Below are 16172 nucleotides of genomic sequence, written 5' to 3' on the forward strand. Positions count from 1 at the left end.
GAAACGACCTGACGAACCTCGCACGAGCAAGTCACAGGGACAGCAAAGGAGCACAGAGTTGAGTTTCGGCGGTACGACCCGTGCACGCAGGACCCACTCTCTACTCGCCTCGCTGCTGCTTCTCCTCGGCGTCGGAGCAGTCGTCACGGCACCGAGTGCCGCAGCAGCGCCGCCACCGTCCGTCGATCAGATGGGTGTGCCGCCCGAGGGGTCGAACGACTGGTCGTGCACGCCGTCGGAAGCTCATCCTCGGCCGGTCGTGCTGGTGCACGGAACCGACACCGACATGCAGGAAAGCTGGCCGACGCTGTCTCCTGACCTCGCCGCTCAGGGGTACTGCGTGTTCGCGCTCAATTACGGAGCGATGCCCGTCATGTGGGACCACAGCCGCCTGGTCTGGGGTATCGACGACATCACCAAGTCTGCTGTCGAGCTCGACGAATTCGTCGACGCGGTCCTCGCCAGCACCGGTGCGTCCCAAGTCGACCTCATCGGCCACTCTCAGGGCGGAACTCTGGCCCGGCAATACCTCAAGTTCAACGGCGGAGCCGACGCAGCCGATCCGGCCAAGGCCAAGGTCCACCAACTGATCACCCTCGGCGCCACCAATCACGGCACCAATTTCGCGGGCCTGCAACAGCTCTACCTGGTCGGCGTGTCCCTCGGCTTGCCTCGTGACATCACTTCTCAGCTGATCTTCGGCATCGCAGGCACGCAGCAGCTCATCGGCTCACCGTTGCTCAAGCAGTTGAACTCGGGTAGCGAAGTGATGCCCGGTGTCGAGTACACGGTCATCGCGACGCGCTTCGACGCCGTCGTGACCCCGCCCGAACGCACGTTCCTCGACGACGGTGGCACCGGCCAGGTCACCAACGAGTGGGTTCAGGACGTCTGCCCCGCGAACACGGCGTCGCACATGGGTTTGACGCGTGATCCCGACGTGGCACACATGATCAGTACCGCGCTCGATCCCAGCTATGCGGAGACCAACCCTCTGGTGTGCGCGGAACCCAGCTAGCGCACCGCCCGCCAGGGGTTCCTGTCGGTATCGACGAGCGCGTCCAGATCAAGGGCCTCGGCGTCCAGATCGGTGGTCGACGGCGCGAAGACGTGTGAGACCCACAGTCGTTCGACGGTGTCGCCCACGTCGACAGGATCGGCAGTGACGGCGATCGACGCTCCGACGACCGCAGCGACGAGCACCGCGAATCCGTCCCACGCGCGAGGCGATTCGGCGACCAGAATCCGCGCGTCGTAGGTGAGGTCCCACTCGTGCGCCGAGGTGAGGGCAGCCGCGACGGCGTCCTTCTGCGACAGGACCGTCTCGCCTGCAGCGTCGACGACGACGAACGCGGGGTCGTCGCCCGACAGCTGTCGACTCCGCATCGCGTAATCGACAGACCTCGGCGACTGTTCGGCGACCGCGGTGGCCGTCTCCGGGTCGTCGAGAACGATCGTGGTCCTGCCTGCGTTGCTCCGCTCCCGCGAGGTGAGGACCACGTCGATTCCGGAGGCTGCGACGGAATGTTCGACGACGGTCGCCGCTCCCGCCGACCACACGGCCCACGATGCGACGACGTATTCGGTGGACATCGGGAGATCGACGACGACGCGATCCCCTGGTCCGATGCCCCGAGCAAGGAGGAACCGTGCCAGACGCGCCGCGCGCGCCGCAATGTCGGAGAACGTCACCTCGCCGTCGTCGGTGACGACGGCAGGCGCGTCGGGTTCCGTCTCGACTGCGCCGTCGATCGTCTGTGGGAGCAACCGTGTCTCCCGACGCGGCGCGGCGGGTGCGGGCCGGCCTGCCAGTTCCGCACGCTCGGTGTCGGTGAGTACGTCGACGTCTGCGACGGTCGTGTCGGGTGACTCTGCGACGACCTGCAGCACCCGCGTCAGCCGTGTGGCCAGGGACTCGACTGTCGCGAGATCGTAGATGTCCGTCGCGTAGACGATCGTGCACGTGACAGCGGTGGCTCCGTCCTCCCCTACCCCGTCGGAGAACACGAACTGCAGATCGTAGTTGGCCGTCTGTTGTCCGGAGTCCAACCCGACTATCGACAGTCCCGGCAGCTCGAGCCACGTCGTGCCGTGGTTCTGCAGCGCGACGACGACCTGGAAGAACGGGGACTTCGAGTCGGACCGCGGCGGATCGAGTAGTTCGACGACTCGCTCGAACGGAACGTCCGCGTGGGCGAACGCGTCGAGGTCGGTGTCTCGGGCGATGCTCAGCACGTCGGAGACGGTGGCGTCCGGCGACACGAGGGTGCGCAGGACGAGCGTATTGACGAACATCCCGACGACATCGTCGAGCGCGGACTCACCTCGTCCCGCCACTGGGGTACCGATCGCGATGTCCTCACGGCCGGACAGCCGTGCGAGAAGTATCGCCACAGCCGTGTGCAATGCCATGAACAACGTCGAATTGTGCCTCCGTACAACGTTGTCGAGCAGATCGAGTAGTTGCCGGTCCAGCACGAACTCGTGCGTGCCTCCAACGCCGGTCGACGCCCCCACCCGTGGGCGATCGGCAGTCGGACCATCCTGCTCCGCGAGATCGGTCAACGTGCTGTGCCAGAACGCTTCCTGAGCCGCAATGACCGACGACGGGTCGTCGGCGTCGCCCAGTATGTCCCGATGCCACAGCACATAGTCGGCGTACTGCACGGTGAGCGGCGCCCAGTCGGGAAGCCCGCCCTGTGACCGAGCGGCGTACGCGGTCATCAGGTCTCGGGTCAGCGGTCCCATCGAGAACCCGTCCGCTGCGATGTGATGGACGACGAGCACGACGACGTGTTCGGTCTCGGACACCTCGAGCACACGTACCAGCAGCGGGACAGCAGCACCGACGTCGAACGACTGCGCGGTCAGCTCCCCGACGCGTCGGGCAACGTGGTCCTCGTCGACGTTCTCGACTGCCGCGACCGGACCGATATCGGCCACCGCCAGCACCTGCTGTGTTCCGATACCGTCGACGTCCGGATAGCGGGTCCGCAACGTCTCGTGTCTGGCCACCACGTCGGTCACGGCCGACATCAACGCGTCGACGTCGAGGACGCCGCTCATGCGCAGCGCCAACGCGATGTTGTAGGCCGCCGACGTCGGATCGAGCTTGTTGGCCAACCACATTCGACGCTGTGCGTACGACAGCGGGATGCTGTCCGGCCTCGTCCTCGCGACGAGTGCCCGACGGTTGCCTGTGCCCACGCCGGACCCGAGCCGTTCCGCGAGTTCTGCCACCGTGGACGATTCGAAGAGCATGCGCACTTCGACGCGCGCATCCAGTGCCGCCGACAGTCTGGAGACGACGCGGGTGGCCACCAACGAGTTCCCGCCGAGGGCGAAGAAATCGTCGTCGGCGCCGACTCGCTCACGCTCGAGCACGTCCGCGAACACGTCGGCGACGACTTCCTCGATCGGATTGGACGGCGCACGGAATGCCTTCTCGATCAGCACCGGCGCCGGAAGAGCGCGCCGGTCGAGCTTTCCGTTCACGGTGAGGGGTATCGCGTCGACGACGACGAACGCCGACGGAACCATGTAGTCCGGCACCCACTTTCCGACGCCTCGCCGCAGCTCGTCCAGGTCCACGTGTTCGGTCGCGGCCGGAACCACGTAGGCGACGAGTCGAACACCTGCAGGCGGATCGTCCCGGACCACCACGGCCACGGAAGCCACGGACGGTTGCGCGGACACCGCTGCCTCGACCTCGCCGAGTTCGATGCGGAAGCCGCGCACCTTGACCTGATCGTCTGCGCGGCCGAGATATTCGAGTTCGCCGCTCGACCCGACCCGAACCCACCTCGCGCGGTCACCGGTCCGGTACAGCACACCGCCGTCGCCGAACGGATCGGCGACGAACCGCGATGCGGTCGATCCCGCACGCCCGACGTACCCGCGCGCAGCCTGACCGCCCGAGACGTACATCTCGCCCGCAACGCCGACCGGAACCGGCCGCAGTCGTCGATCCAGGACATAGACGCGCAACCCGGGGATCGGAACACCGATCATCGACGCCGACCTGATGTCGTTCCTCGTCACCGGTCGAACCGATACGTGAACCGTCGTCTCCGTGATCCCGTACATGTTGACGAGCGTTGCACCGACCGAGCCGTCACCGTGTCGTTCGATCCAGTTCTGGAGACGACGCGGCTCCAGTGCTTCGCCGCCGAACACGATGTACCGCAGAGCAAATGGGACGGGAGGAAGCACTCTGTCGACTTCGGCGAATTGGTGGAACGCCGACGGCGTCTGGCTCAGGACGGTGACCCGCTCGGCCGACAGCAGCTCGCGGAACGCTTCGGGAGAACGCGACGTGTAGTAATCGACGACGACGAGTGTTCCGCCGTGCACCAGCGGACCCCACATCTCCCACACGGAGAAGTCGAATGCGTACGAGTGGAACATCGTCCACACGTCGGTGGAGTCGAAGCGGAACGTCTGCGCAGTGTTGGCGAACAATCGAAGAACATTGTCGTGCGTGACCACGACGCCCTTGGGTCGGCCGGTCGAACCGGACGTGTAGATCACGTATGCCGCGTTGCGAGACGTCAATGCCCCATCACGGTCGTCGTCCGTGACCGGGCGGACGTCGTCCGAGATGTGTTCTGTCGCATCGATCACCGGTATCGATCCGAAACCCGTACCACCGCGCGGCGCAACGACGACGACGGGCCGGGCATCGTCGAGAACGAAATCGATCCGGTCCTTCGGGTACGACGGGTCGACAGGCAGGTACGCAGCCCCTGAGGTCGCCACTGCGAGCAGCGCGACGACGAGGTCGATCGATCGCGGAAGCATCACTGCCACCAGGGTTTCCGGCCGTGCGCCGGCGGCGATCAATCGGTGCGCGAGTGCATCGACCCGGTCCGCCAGTTCGGCGTACGAGCACGTGGCGGAGCCATGGCGAACAGCGTCGTTGTCGGGAAACAGTCGTGCTGCACGTTCGAACGCGTGAACCAGCGTCGTCGATCTCGAGTCGGTACCGAATCCCGATGCGCTCCAACGGTTCACGACCGCCGTGCGTTCGTCGCGCGAGACGAAGTCGACGTCGCCGACGGGTAGATCCGGATGGTCGACCAGACCGGCGAGGAGCCGAACGAATCCCGAAGCCCAGCCTTCGACGGTCGAACGGTCGAACAAGTCGGTGGCGTATGTGAATTCGACGAGCCAGCCCTCGTCGTCACCGGGCGCGTCGGCGATCGTCACCTGCAGGTCGAATTTCGCCTGTACCGCATCGAATTCCATACCGCTGACCGTCAGATTCGGCAGCTCGAGGTGCGTCTGTGCCACATTCTGGAAGGTCAGCATGACCTGGAACAGTGGATGCCGGCCACGGGAACGGTCCGGGTCGATGACCTCCACCAATTTCTCGAACGGTATGTCCGCGTGCGCGAATGCGGACAGGTCCACATCACGGACACCGGCCAACACACTCGCGAACGACGTTCCCGTGTCGATCCTCGTACGCAGGACCAGCGTCCCCACGAACATCCCGATCATGTCGTCGAGCTCTACTTCGCCGCGTCCGGCGACCGGGGTGCCCACAGACACGTCGTCGGTGTCCGACAGCCTGGCCAACAGGACGGCGAGAGCGGAATGCATCACCATGAACGGCGTCGCACCCGCAGCCTGAGCGATGTCGGTTGTTCTGCTGCGTAATTCGGCACCGATCGACACCGTCACCACCGCACCGGAGTGCGACACCACGCGCGGGCGTGGACGGTCCGACGGCAGTTCGATCTCGTCGGGTAGATCGGCGAGTTGCGTCGTCCAGTAGTCGATCTGCGTCGACGCGATCGACGACGGATCGTCGGTGGAACCGAGCACACTGCGCTGCCATACCGAGAAGTCGGCGTACTGAATCGCCTGCCGCTCCCACCCGGGCTCCTGCCCCAAGGTGCGAGCGGCGTACGCCCGCACGAGGTCTCGTGTCAGCGGGCCGATCGAATATCCGTCGACCGAGATGTGATGGGCGACGACGACGAGCACATGCGTCGTCGCCGATTCTCGCAGCAGCGTCGCACGGACCGGGACCGCGTCGGTGACGTCGAAACGGGTCCCCACGAGTTCGAGCACGCGCGACGGCGCCGCGTCGACATCCACGTCTTCGATCTGCAGCCCGACGGTACTTTCGGCCACCGGCTCGATGACCTGGTACCCGACGCCTGCGATGTCGGGATACTTCGTCCGGAGAATGTCGTGCCGTGCCGTCACGTCGTGGAATGCGGCCGTGAATGCATCGACGTCGAGCTGTCCGGTCAATCGAATCGTCACCGGTACGTTGTGCGCAGCGGAGTCGGGATCGAGCCGGTTGAGGAACCACATCCGCTGTTGCGCCAGGGACAACGGGACGGGGGCATGCGTGTCGCGTCGGGCCCGAATCGGTTGGTGGTAAACCGATTCGGTATTCGACTCAACGCGCGCGGCCAGAGCTTCTACTCCGGGCGCCTCGAACACGGCTCGGAGAGAGACGTCGAGGTCGAGTGCCGCCGACAGCCTCGCGACCACACGCGTCGCCGTCAGGGAGTTGCCGCCGAGTGAGAAGAAGTCGTCGTCGAGTCCCACTTGCTCGACGCCGAGCAGGTCGGCATAGGTTGCTGCAACGAGCTCTTCGATCGGTGTGGACGGCGCCCTGAACACCGTGACCTCGAAGACAGGGTCGGGAAGTGCACGGCGATCGAGCTTTCCGTTCGGGCCGACGGGAAACGCATCGACGACGATCACGGACGTCGGCACCATGTAGTCCGGCACACCGAGTGCCGCGGTCCGACGCGCCTCTGCCGGGTCCACGACTGCCCCTGGCTCCGGGATCACGTATCCGACCAGTACGTCGCCGACGGTGACATCGGTGCGCAGCACTACCACTGCCTGCGCCACTCCACGATGCGCCAGAAGTGCGGCCTCGATCTCACCGAGTTCGATGCGCTGTCCTCGCAGCTTGACCTGAAAGTCGCTGCGCCCGAGGTACTCCAGCTCACCGTCGTGATTCCAACGAACAAGATCACCGGTGCGGTAGATGCGTCCGCCGCCGGCATCGAACGGATCCGCGACGAACCGCTCGGCCGACAGTCCCGGCCGCGCCGCATACCCCCGTGCCGTCTGCACCCCTGCAACGTAGAGCTCGCCGACGACCCCCGGCGGAACGGGGTGGAGCCTGCCGTCGAGGACGAGACAGCGAGTGTTCGACACCGGTCGTCCGATCGGTACGCCGGAGTCGTCCGAGGTGGAGAACTCGTGGTACGTCACGTCGACGGCAGTCTCGGTCGGTCCGTACAGATTCACTACCCGCGCCGACGACAGCGCTCCGCGCGCAGCACGAGCGGTCGCCACCGGCAACGCCTCGCCCGACGCGAACAGCCAGCGCAGCGATCGGATCTCGGTCACCGCGTCGTCGGCGACGAACACCGCGAGCATCGACGGGACGAAGTGTGCGACGGTCACCCCCTCGTCCGCGAACAGCGCGGTCAGGTAGGCGGGGTCACGGTGCCCGTCGGGTGCCGTGATCACCATTCGAGCGCCGACGGCGGTGGGCCAGAACAATTCCCACACCGACACGTCGAACGTCACCGGCGCCTTCGCGGCGACGACGTCGTCGCCGCGGAGCCCGTACTCGGCCTGCATCCAATTCAGCCGGTTGACGATCGCTCGGTGACTGACGACGACGCCTTTCGGCCGCCCGGTCGACCCCGACGTGAACAGGACGTAGGCCGGATGGTCCGGGCGCAGCGGCGCGATTCGATCCGCATCCGTGATCGCGGCGGCGGACACCGCACTCAGGTCGAGCGTATCCATGTCGATACGCCGATGCAGAGATGTCAGTGCGATGTCGGACGCCGACAGCACGACTGTCACGTGCGCCGTGTCCAGTACGTAGTCGACCCGTTCGTCCGGCTGGCCAGGATCGACGGGGACGTATGCAGCTCCCGCAGTGACGACTGCGTAGAGCGCGACCAACATGTCGATCGAGCGCGACAGAGTCACTGCGACAGTCGTTTCGGGGCCGATCCCCTGTCCGATCAGATACCGAGCGAGCCGGTTGACGCGATCGTCGAACTCCGAATACGTGAGAGACTCGCCCGCGAACGTCAGTGCAACTGCATCGGGATCTGTCTGCACTCGAGCGCGGTAGGAGTCGAGGAGCAGCTCCTCGGTCGATGGGACCTGCGTCGCGTTCCACTCGTGTAGCACCAGGGCACGTTCGCAGTCGTCGACGACGTCGATGTCACCGACGATCCGCGACCTGTCCGTGACGATCGTCCGTAGGATCTGGACGAAGCGTTCCCCCATACGGACGATGGTGGACTCGTCGAACAGGTCGGTCAGGTACAGGAACTGTGCCAGCATGCCGAGAGGCTCACCCGCAGAGTCGAATTCCTCCGACATCGTCAGGTACAGGTCGAACTTCGCCAGACCGGTCTCGAGCTCGACGCCCGCAGCGCTCAGCCCGGCAAGCTCCACGATCGTGCGTTCGAGGTTCTGAAACGCGAGCATGACCTGGAACAGCGGCTGACGTGCGGTCGATCGGGGTGGGTCCAGTATCTCGACGAGACGCTCGAACGGAATGTCGGAGTGCGCGAACGCGTCGAGGTCGACGTCGCGCACTGCGTGCAGCATCTCGGAAATCGACATCGCCCCGGACACTGTCGTCCGCAGGACGAGCGTGTTGACGAACATGCCGATCACGTCGTCGAGCGCTCGTTCACCACGTCCGGCGATGGGTGTTCCGACCGCGATGTCGTCGGTTCCCGACAGCCGCGCCAGTGTGATCGCGAACGCTGCGTGCACGATCATGAACGGCGTGCACCCGACCTCGAGTCCGAGAGCCACCACGGATCGATGCAGCGCTGCGTCGATCCCGAACGCGTGAATGCCACCGTGTTCGGTGAGAACGACAGGGCGGGGACGATCGGTGGGCAGATCGAGCTGCTCCGGCATCCGGTCGAGTTGTCGCGTCCAGAACGCGATCTGCCTGCTCATGACGGACGACGGATCGGCCTCGTCTCCGAGCATCAACCGTTGCCATACAGCGTAATCCGCATACTGGACGGGGAGGCTGTCCCACCGAGGATCGAGACCGTCCCGCCGTGCCGCGTACGCCGCGACGATGTCCCGCATCAACGGTCCCATCGAGAATCCGTCGGCAGCGATGTGATGCACGACGACGGCGAGAATCTCTTCCGTCTCGCTGATCCGGTACAGATGCGCGCGGAACGGCGCGCGGGCGTCCAGTTCGAACCCCTGGACTACGAGGCGTCGGATGCCGTGCAGGGCTTCCGTCTCGGAGCAGTCGTCGATGCCGAGGACGAAGGGAGACTCCGAGGGCGGCAGGACTTGTTGGTATCCAACACCGTCCACGTCCGGGTAGATGGTCCGAAGCGACTCGTGACGGATGCGGACGTCGTCGATCGCGAGTGCCAACGCGGCCGAGTCGAGCCCACCGCGAAGCCTGACGACGATCGGAATGTTGTAGGCAGCGGAGTTGGGTTCGAATCTGTCGAGGAACCACATGCGTTGCTGCGCAAGGGACAACGGAACCGGATCCGGGCGGAGGCCTGCGACGAGTGGAACACGGCCGCCGGATCCGACGGTGTCGTGCACGAGCGCTGCCAACCCTTCCACGGACGACGCGTCGAACAGTGCACGGACCGGGATCTGGGCGTCGAGCGCAGCACCGAGCCGCGAGACCACCTGCGTCGCGACCAGCGAGTTACCGCCGAGTGCGAAGAAGTCGTCATCCAGACCCACACGCGGCACACCGATGATGTCCTCGAACACGCGCGCGACGGTCCGTTCGGTGTCCGATACGGGTGGACGGAAGGGCCGAACCTCGAACACCGGATCCGGCAATGCTTTTCGGTCGAGCTTGCCCGACGGCCCCAACGGCAACTCGTCCAGGACGAGCAGCACTGCTGGCACCATGTAGTCCGGTACCAGGTTCGCCACCGACGCCGACACAGCGTCCGTATCCACCGATGAGCCTGTAGCGGGCACGACGTAACCGACGAGGCGGTCGCCACGCACCTGGACGACGGCCTGTGCGACCGACGCATCGGTCAGCAACGCAGACTCGATCTCCCCCAACTCGATCCGCAGACCACGCAACTTCACCTGAAAATCCGACCGACCGATGTACTCCAACTCACCCGACGCAGACCACCGCACCAGATCACCCGTCCGATACAACCGACCACCATCACCGAACGGATCCGCCACGAAACGATCCGCCGACAAATCAGGACGACCGTAATACGCACGCGCCAACTGCACACCCGCCAGATACAACTCACCCACCATGCCGACCGACACCGCACGCAGACGGCCATCGAGAACACGAACCTCGGTGTTGTAGACCGGGCGACCGATCGGAACGACGACCACGTCATCCGACGTGTACTCGTGATACGTCACATCGACGGCCGCCTCCGTCGGGCCGTAGAGGTTCACCAACCGTGCAGCCGGAAGCGTCGCCGCGACCGACCGTGCGGTAGCGACCGGCAGAGCTTCACCCGACGCGAACACCCACCGCAGACCCGACGCCTCACGCGCAGCCGGCTCGGCCGCGAACACCGCCAACAACGATGGCACGAAATGCGCCACCGACACCCGCTCATCACGCATCAACCCAGCGAGATACACCGGATCACGATGCCCATCCGGACGCGCCACAACAAGGCGCGCACCGACCTGCAACGGCCAGAACAACTCCCACACCGACACATCGAACGTCACCGGCGTCTTCTGCACGACAACGTCATCGCCGGCAAGCTCGTACTGATCCTGCATCCACACCAGGCGGTTGACGATCGCCCGATGACTGATGGCCACACCCTTCGGCCGACCCGTCGAACCCGACGTGAACAACACGTACGCCACATTCGATGCCACCAACGGCGACACCCGCTCCGCATCCGTCACCGGCGCATCCGAGAACGAGTCCACATCGACTCGATCCAACTCCACGACCGACACCCCGCCCGCGACGACACCATCCCGCAACGTCGACAACACCAACGCCGCACCCGAAGTCTCGAGAATGTAGCCGACCCGCTCCGCCGGCTGATCCGGATCCACCGGCACATACCCCGCGCCCGCCTTGATCACGCCGTACAACCCGACCATCAGATCCAACGACCGCCGCATCGCCACAGCCACCAACGACTCCGGACCGATTCCACGCGACACCAAATACCGCGCAACACGATTCGCGCGAGCATCGAACTCCGCGTACGTCAACGACTCGCCCTCGAACACCAACGCCACCGCCTCAGGAGTCCTCACGACCTGCGCATCGAACAACGACACCAACGTCGCCGACGAATCCACCTCGTGCGCAGTGTCGTTGACACCCTCGAGCAACACCCGCTCCGCGTCGTCGGCCAGATCGATATCGCCGACAGCAGCCGTCGCATCCATCGCCACCGCCGTGAGTATCCGACCGAAACGCCGACCGATCACAGCGACGGTCGAGGCGTCGAAGATGTCGGTCGCATAGGTGATGGCGATCGACATCCCGCCGGATCGGGTGTTGGCCTCGAGGACGGTGAAGTCGAGGTCGACCTTGGCAAGCGCGACGTCGATGTCCACAGCGCGGGCAGTGAGCCCGTCGAGTTCGAAGTCGATTCCTCCGACGTCACCGAACGTCAGCATCACCTGGTAGAGCGGGTGACGCCCGGTCTCACGGGGAGGATCCACCACCTCGACCACACGCTCGAACGGCACGTCCGCGTGCGCGAACGCCGACAGATCCACCTCCCGCGCCTGCGTCAGGACGCCTCCGAAGCTCTGTTCCCCGTCGATGCGCGTTCGCAGAACAACGGTGTTGACGAACATTCCGATGACGTCGTCGAGTGAAGCCTCACCACGACCCGCAACCGGTGTCCCAACGGCAACGTCCGCACTTCCCGACAAGCGTGCCAACAGCACAGCCAGCGCCGCGTGCACGACCATGAACACCGTGACGCCGTGATCTCGGGCGAGCGCGGCGAGCCTGCTGTGCGTGTCTGCGTCGATGGACAGCACGTGCCGACGTCCGATGCCCGACGCGTGCGAGGGGTGGGCCCGGTCTGCCGGCAAGGCGAGATCGGACTGCCCGCCGAGCGTGTCGACCCAGTACCTCTCCTGCGTCGCGATCGGAGACACCGGGTTGTCGGGATTGCCGAGGAGTTCCCGTTGCCACAGCGTGTAGTCCGCGTACTGCACCGACAGTGGTTGCCAGTCGGGTGCGCGCCCGACCCGCCGCGACGCGTACGCGGTCATCACGTCGCGGGTCAGCGGGACCATCGAAAAGCCGTCTGCGGCAATGTGATGAACGGCGACGACGAGAATGTGCTCGTCCGCGTCGGTCTGGAGCAGTCGAACACGGAACGGCGCTGCTGTCCCGACGTCGAAAGGTGTCGTCACCACCGCCGTGATTCGGTCGGGCAGATCCTTCTCTTCGATTCGAAGTGCACGCCAGTCGATCTCGGCGTCGTCGACCGCACCGATGGACTGATACCCGACTCCGCCGATCTCCGGGTAGCGCGTCCGCAGCGATGCGTGGCGGGCAACGAGATCTCCCACGGACGCCTCGAGGGCCTCGGTGTCCAGGTCGCCGGACAACCGGAGAGCAATCGAGATGGTGTTCACCGACGACGTGGGGTCGAGGCGGTTCAGAAACCACATCCGTTGCTGCGCAAGCGACAACGGAATCCGCTCCGGCCACGACCTCGCCGTCAGTGCGTGACCGCTCGCCGAATCTGCCGGCTCGGCGTCGTCGATCAGACGAGCCCATTCGGCGACCGTCGAGGCATCGAAGAAGTCGCGAACTCCGATTCGGATTCCGAAGCGCGTACCCAAACGTGTCACGACCCGCGTTGCGCTCAGCGAGTTACCGCCGAGGGTGAAGAAGTCGTCGTCACGCCCGATCCGATCGATGTCGAGAATCTCGGAGAATGCTTCGGCGACTGCGATTTCGGTGTCGGTGACGGGTTCTCGAAACTCGCCACGTCGGTCGACCGGCTTCGGCAGTGCGGTGCGATCGAGTTTTCCCGATGTCCCGACGGGCATGCGCTCCAATGTCACGAGCGTGGCGGGGACCATGTAGGCGGGCAAGGTGCGCCGGAGATCTGTCCAGACGTCGTCGAGATCGAGATCCGTTGTGGCCGTGGCAGACGGAACGACATAGCCGACGAGTTTCTCGCCGTGGACGAGAACGGCGCTGTCGGCGACCGACGGGTTCGCCTGAAGCACCGATTCGATCTCGCCGAGTTCGATGCGCAGTCCACGGAGCTTGACCTGGAAGTCGGTGCGGCCCAGATAGATCAACTCGCCGTCGTCGGACAGTCTGACCAGGTCGCCTGTACGGTACATACGCTCGCCCGCCCGAAACGGGTCGGCAACGAAGCGATCCGCGGTCTTGGCGGGCCCGGACAAGTACCCACGCGCGAGTTGCACTCCGGCGATGTACAACTCGCCGACGATGTTCGACGGAACGCGACCGAGACCGGAGTCCAGGACGTACAGGTAGGTGTCGTCGACCGCGGTGCCGATCGGTACGACTGCGTCGTCGGCTGCCGTGACCGCATGATGGGTGACGTCGACGGCCGCTTCCGTCGGACCGTAGAGGTTGTGCAACTCGGCGGTGAATCGGCCGGCGAATCGAGCGCCTGTCGAGGCGGACAGTTCTTCACCCGACGCGAACACGTACCGCAGCGTCGGAAGGGTGCGTGCGGCGGTTGCGTCGACGAAAGCGGCGAGCATGGACGGCACGAAATGCACGACCGACACACTGGACTGGCGGATGGTGTCGGCGAGGTAGTCGGCGTCGACGTGTGCACCGGGGTCTGCCAGCACAAGTCGCGCGCCGACCTGGAGTGGCCAGAAGAACTCCCACACTGACACGTCGAACGTGAAGGGCGTTTTCTGGAGTACGACGTCGTCCTCGGTGAGGCGGTAGGTGCGTTGACGCCACGCGATGTTGGCCATGATCGCGCGATTCGACACGGCGACGCCTTTGGGACGGCCCGTGGATCCCGACGTGAAGAGGACGTACGCGAGGTCGTCGGCTCGTGCTGACGAGACTTGGTCGTCGGCTGTGTGCTCGGACTCGACGCGGTCGATCCGGAGCGTCGTCACCCCGGCCGGAAGCCGGTCCGCGAGGACGCTGTCGGTGAGCACGACGACGGGATCGGCAATGGACAGGACGTACTCGTGTCGCTCGACTGGATGGTCCGGGTCCAGCGGGACGTACGCGGCGCCCGACTTCAGGATCGCGTACATCCCGACGACGAGATCGAGCGACCGATACAACGCCAATCCGACGGTCCGGTCCGGCCCGGCGCCGACCGCTCGCAGCATCGCCGCGAGCCCCGATGCCCGACGGTCCAGCTGTGCGTACGTGAGTGTCTCGTCTCGATGCTCGACCGCAACGCGGTCGGGTGTGCGCCGAACGGACGCCTCGAAGGCGTCGACCAGAGTGATCGGCCCGGCCCCGACTTCGAGCCCCAGTACGTCGGTAACCGTCGCGAGCAGGGCGTCGACGGCTCGGTCGAGTTCCCCGTTGTCAGCTTCGAGTGCGCCGGGAGCGATGGCGGACAACACGAGGGGCACGAGAGATTCCGCGCCGAGCACGCCGCCCATCGCCGTGTCGAGAGCGCGGACGTCCGCGTCGATCCGCGCGAGGGACGGTGTCGTGCCGTCGAGGGTCAGCGCCGCCCTGTCCGGGTCGATCTGTGCCGCACGCGAGATCAAGGAGGGAACGTCGCTGATCGACAGCACACGGCCTGTGTGTCGATCGTGCGCCACGCGGCGTTCCTCCCATCTCCTGGGTCGACGGCAACGAACAGACGATCTGCCGAGACTTGGATCTGGCTGGGACGTCGGTACTGAGCAGTCAGATGTTCCCCGCCGGGGTCGGCGGCAAACCCCAGGCTACTGAAACAAATGCCTCCCTCCGGTGAGGAGAGAGGCATTTGTGAGAATTCTCGAGCAGTGGGCCGTCAGATTCCGAGGGCGTGTGCGAGGACCGGCCAGGAGTTCTTCAGGTCGTCGTCCCAGTAGCCCCAGGAGTGGGTCCCGCTGTCACGGAAGTTGTACGTCGCCGGGATGTTCAGCTGGTTCAACCGGTTCTGCAGGTTGTGCGAGCAGTAGTTGGTGGCAGCCTCGATGACTCCACCGATGATGATCTGGTTGGCCAAGGTGGGAACCTTGCCGTTGATGTCGGGGCCGTTCAGGTTGTCGTACATGCCGGGCAGGCCGTTGCCGTTCGAGATGTACAGATCGAGCCCGCGCAGCTGCTCGGCGTTGACGTAGGGATCGTTCTCGGCCCACATCGGGTCGTTGTCCGGCCCGTACATGTTGAGGGTGCTGCCGCCGCCGTACAGTTCGACGACCTGCTTGACGAAGGTCTGCCCGATCGGATCGGACGTCTGAGCGCACCCGCTGTATGCGGCGACGCCGCGGTAGAGGTCCGGCTTCGCGATGGCGAGCTGCAGAACCGATGTGCCCGACGAGGACAGACCTGCGATCGCGTTCACACCGTTGGTACCGAGGGCCGCGTCGACGAGCGGCGGAACCTCTTCGGTCATGAAGGTCTTCCACTTGTTGACCCCGAGAACCGGGTCGGCCTGCTTCCAATCGGTGTAGTAGCTCCACTTGCCACCGATCGGCGAGACGACGTTGATGTTCTTGTCTCGGAAGAAGTCGTACGCATCGGTCCGTGCGCGCCACGTGGCGGAGTCCTCGCCGCCACCTGCGCCGTTGAGCATGTACAGCGTCGGACGGGGTGTGCTGGTGTCGGCAGGACGCAACACGTCGAGCGGGATTTCCTTGTCCATCGACGCCGAGTAGACGTACATGGTCAGTTCACGGTCGTTCTTGGTCTCGATCCTGGTGACCTTGGAACCGTTGCTCGACGTCGCGTTGGCGATAGGTGCGGCGTTGTCGACGACGGGGTCGGCCGAGGCAGTCCCTGCGAGTCCGGCGAAAGGCACGACCAGTGCGACGGACACGACCGCCATTCGCTTGACGACGGCGGACAACGTGCGTGGCTTCGTTCGACGCATGAGTTCTACTTTCACCATTCTCGTTAGGTTCTGCTCGCTCGACTGCAGCCGTGTCGACCACGGCCGACCGACCGACGTCCATCCGGACGTACCGTACCTGCCGACCGCTAATCGACACAGCCGAGACAT

3 protein-coding genes are annotated in these 16172 nt (G+C 65.2%); 1 reads left to right on the forward strand and 2 read right to left on the reverse strand.

Annotated elements, in window-relative coordinates:
* Positions 1-58: 58 nt before the first annotated feature.
* Positions 59-1018 carry an esterase/lipase family protein gene (locus tag CHB96_RS28370; protein WP_245866280.1) on the forward strand — a complete coding sequence of 320 codons (960 nt, stop codon included), beginning with the start codon at positions 59-61 and terminating at the stop codon, positions 1016-1018.
* Here the strand turns inward: CHB96_RS28370 and CHB96_RS28375 are convergent.
* Together CHB96_RS28375 and CHB96_RS28380 are read right to left on the reverse strand one after the other, a co-directional pair.
* The gene (locus tag CHB96_RS28375; protein WP_089252670.1) at positions 1015-14784 is read right to left on the reverse strand and encodes a non-ribosomal peptide synthetase; all 13770 of its coding nucleotides are present in this window, start codon (positions 14782-14784) and stop codon (positions 1015-1017) included. The genes CHB96_RS28370 and CHB96_RS28375 overlap by 4 nt on opposite strands.
* A gap of 194 nt (positions 14785-14978) precedes the next feature.
* Positions 14979-15998 carry an alpha/beta hydrolase gene (locus CHB96_RS28380; RefSeq protein WP_089252684.1) on the reverse strand — a complete coding sequence of 340 codons (1020 nt, stop codon included), beginning with the start codon at positions 15996-15998 and terminating at the stop codon, positions 14979-14981.
* Positions 15999-16172 lie beyond the last annotated feature (174 nt).

The organism is Rhodococcoides kyotonense (assembly GCF_900188125.1).
GTDB lineage: Bacteria > Actinomycetota > Actinomycetes > Mycobacteriales > Mycobacteriaceae > Rhodococcoides > Rhodococcoides kyotonense.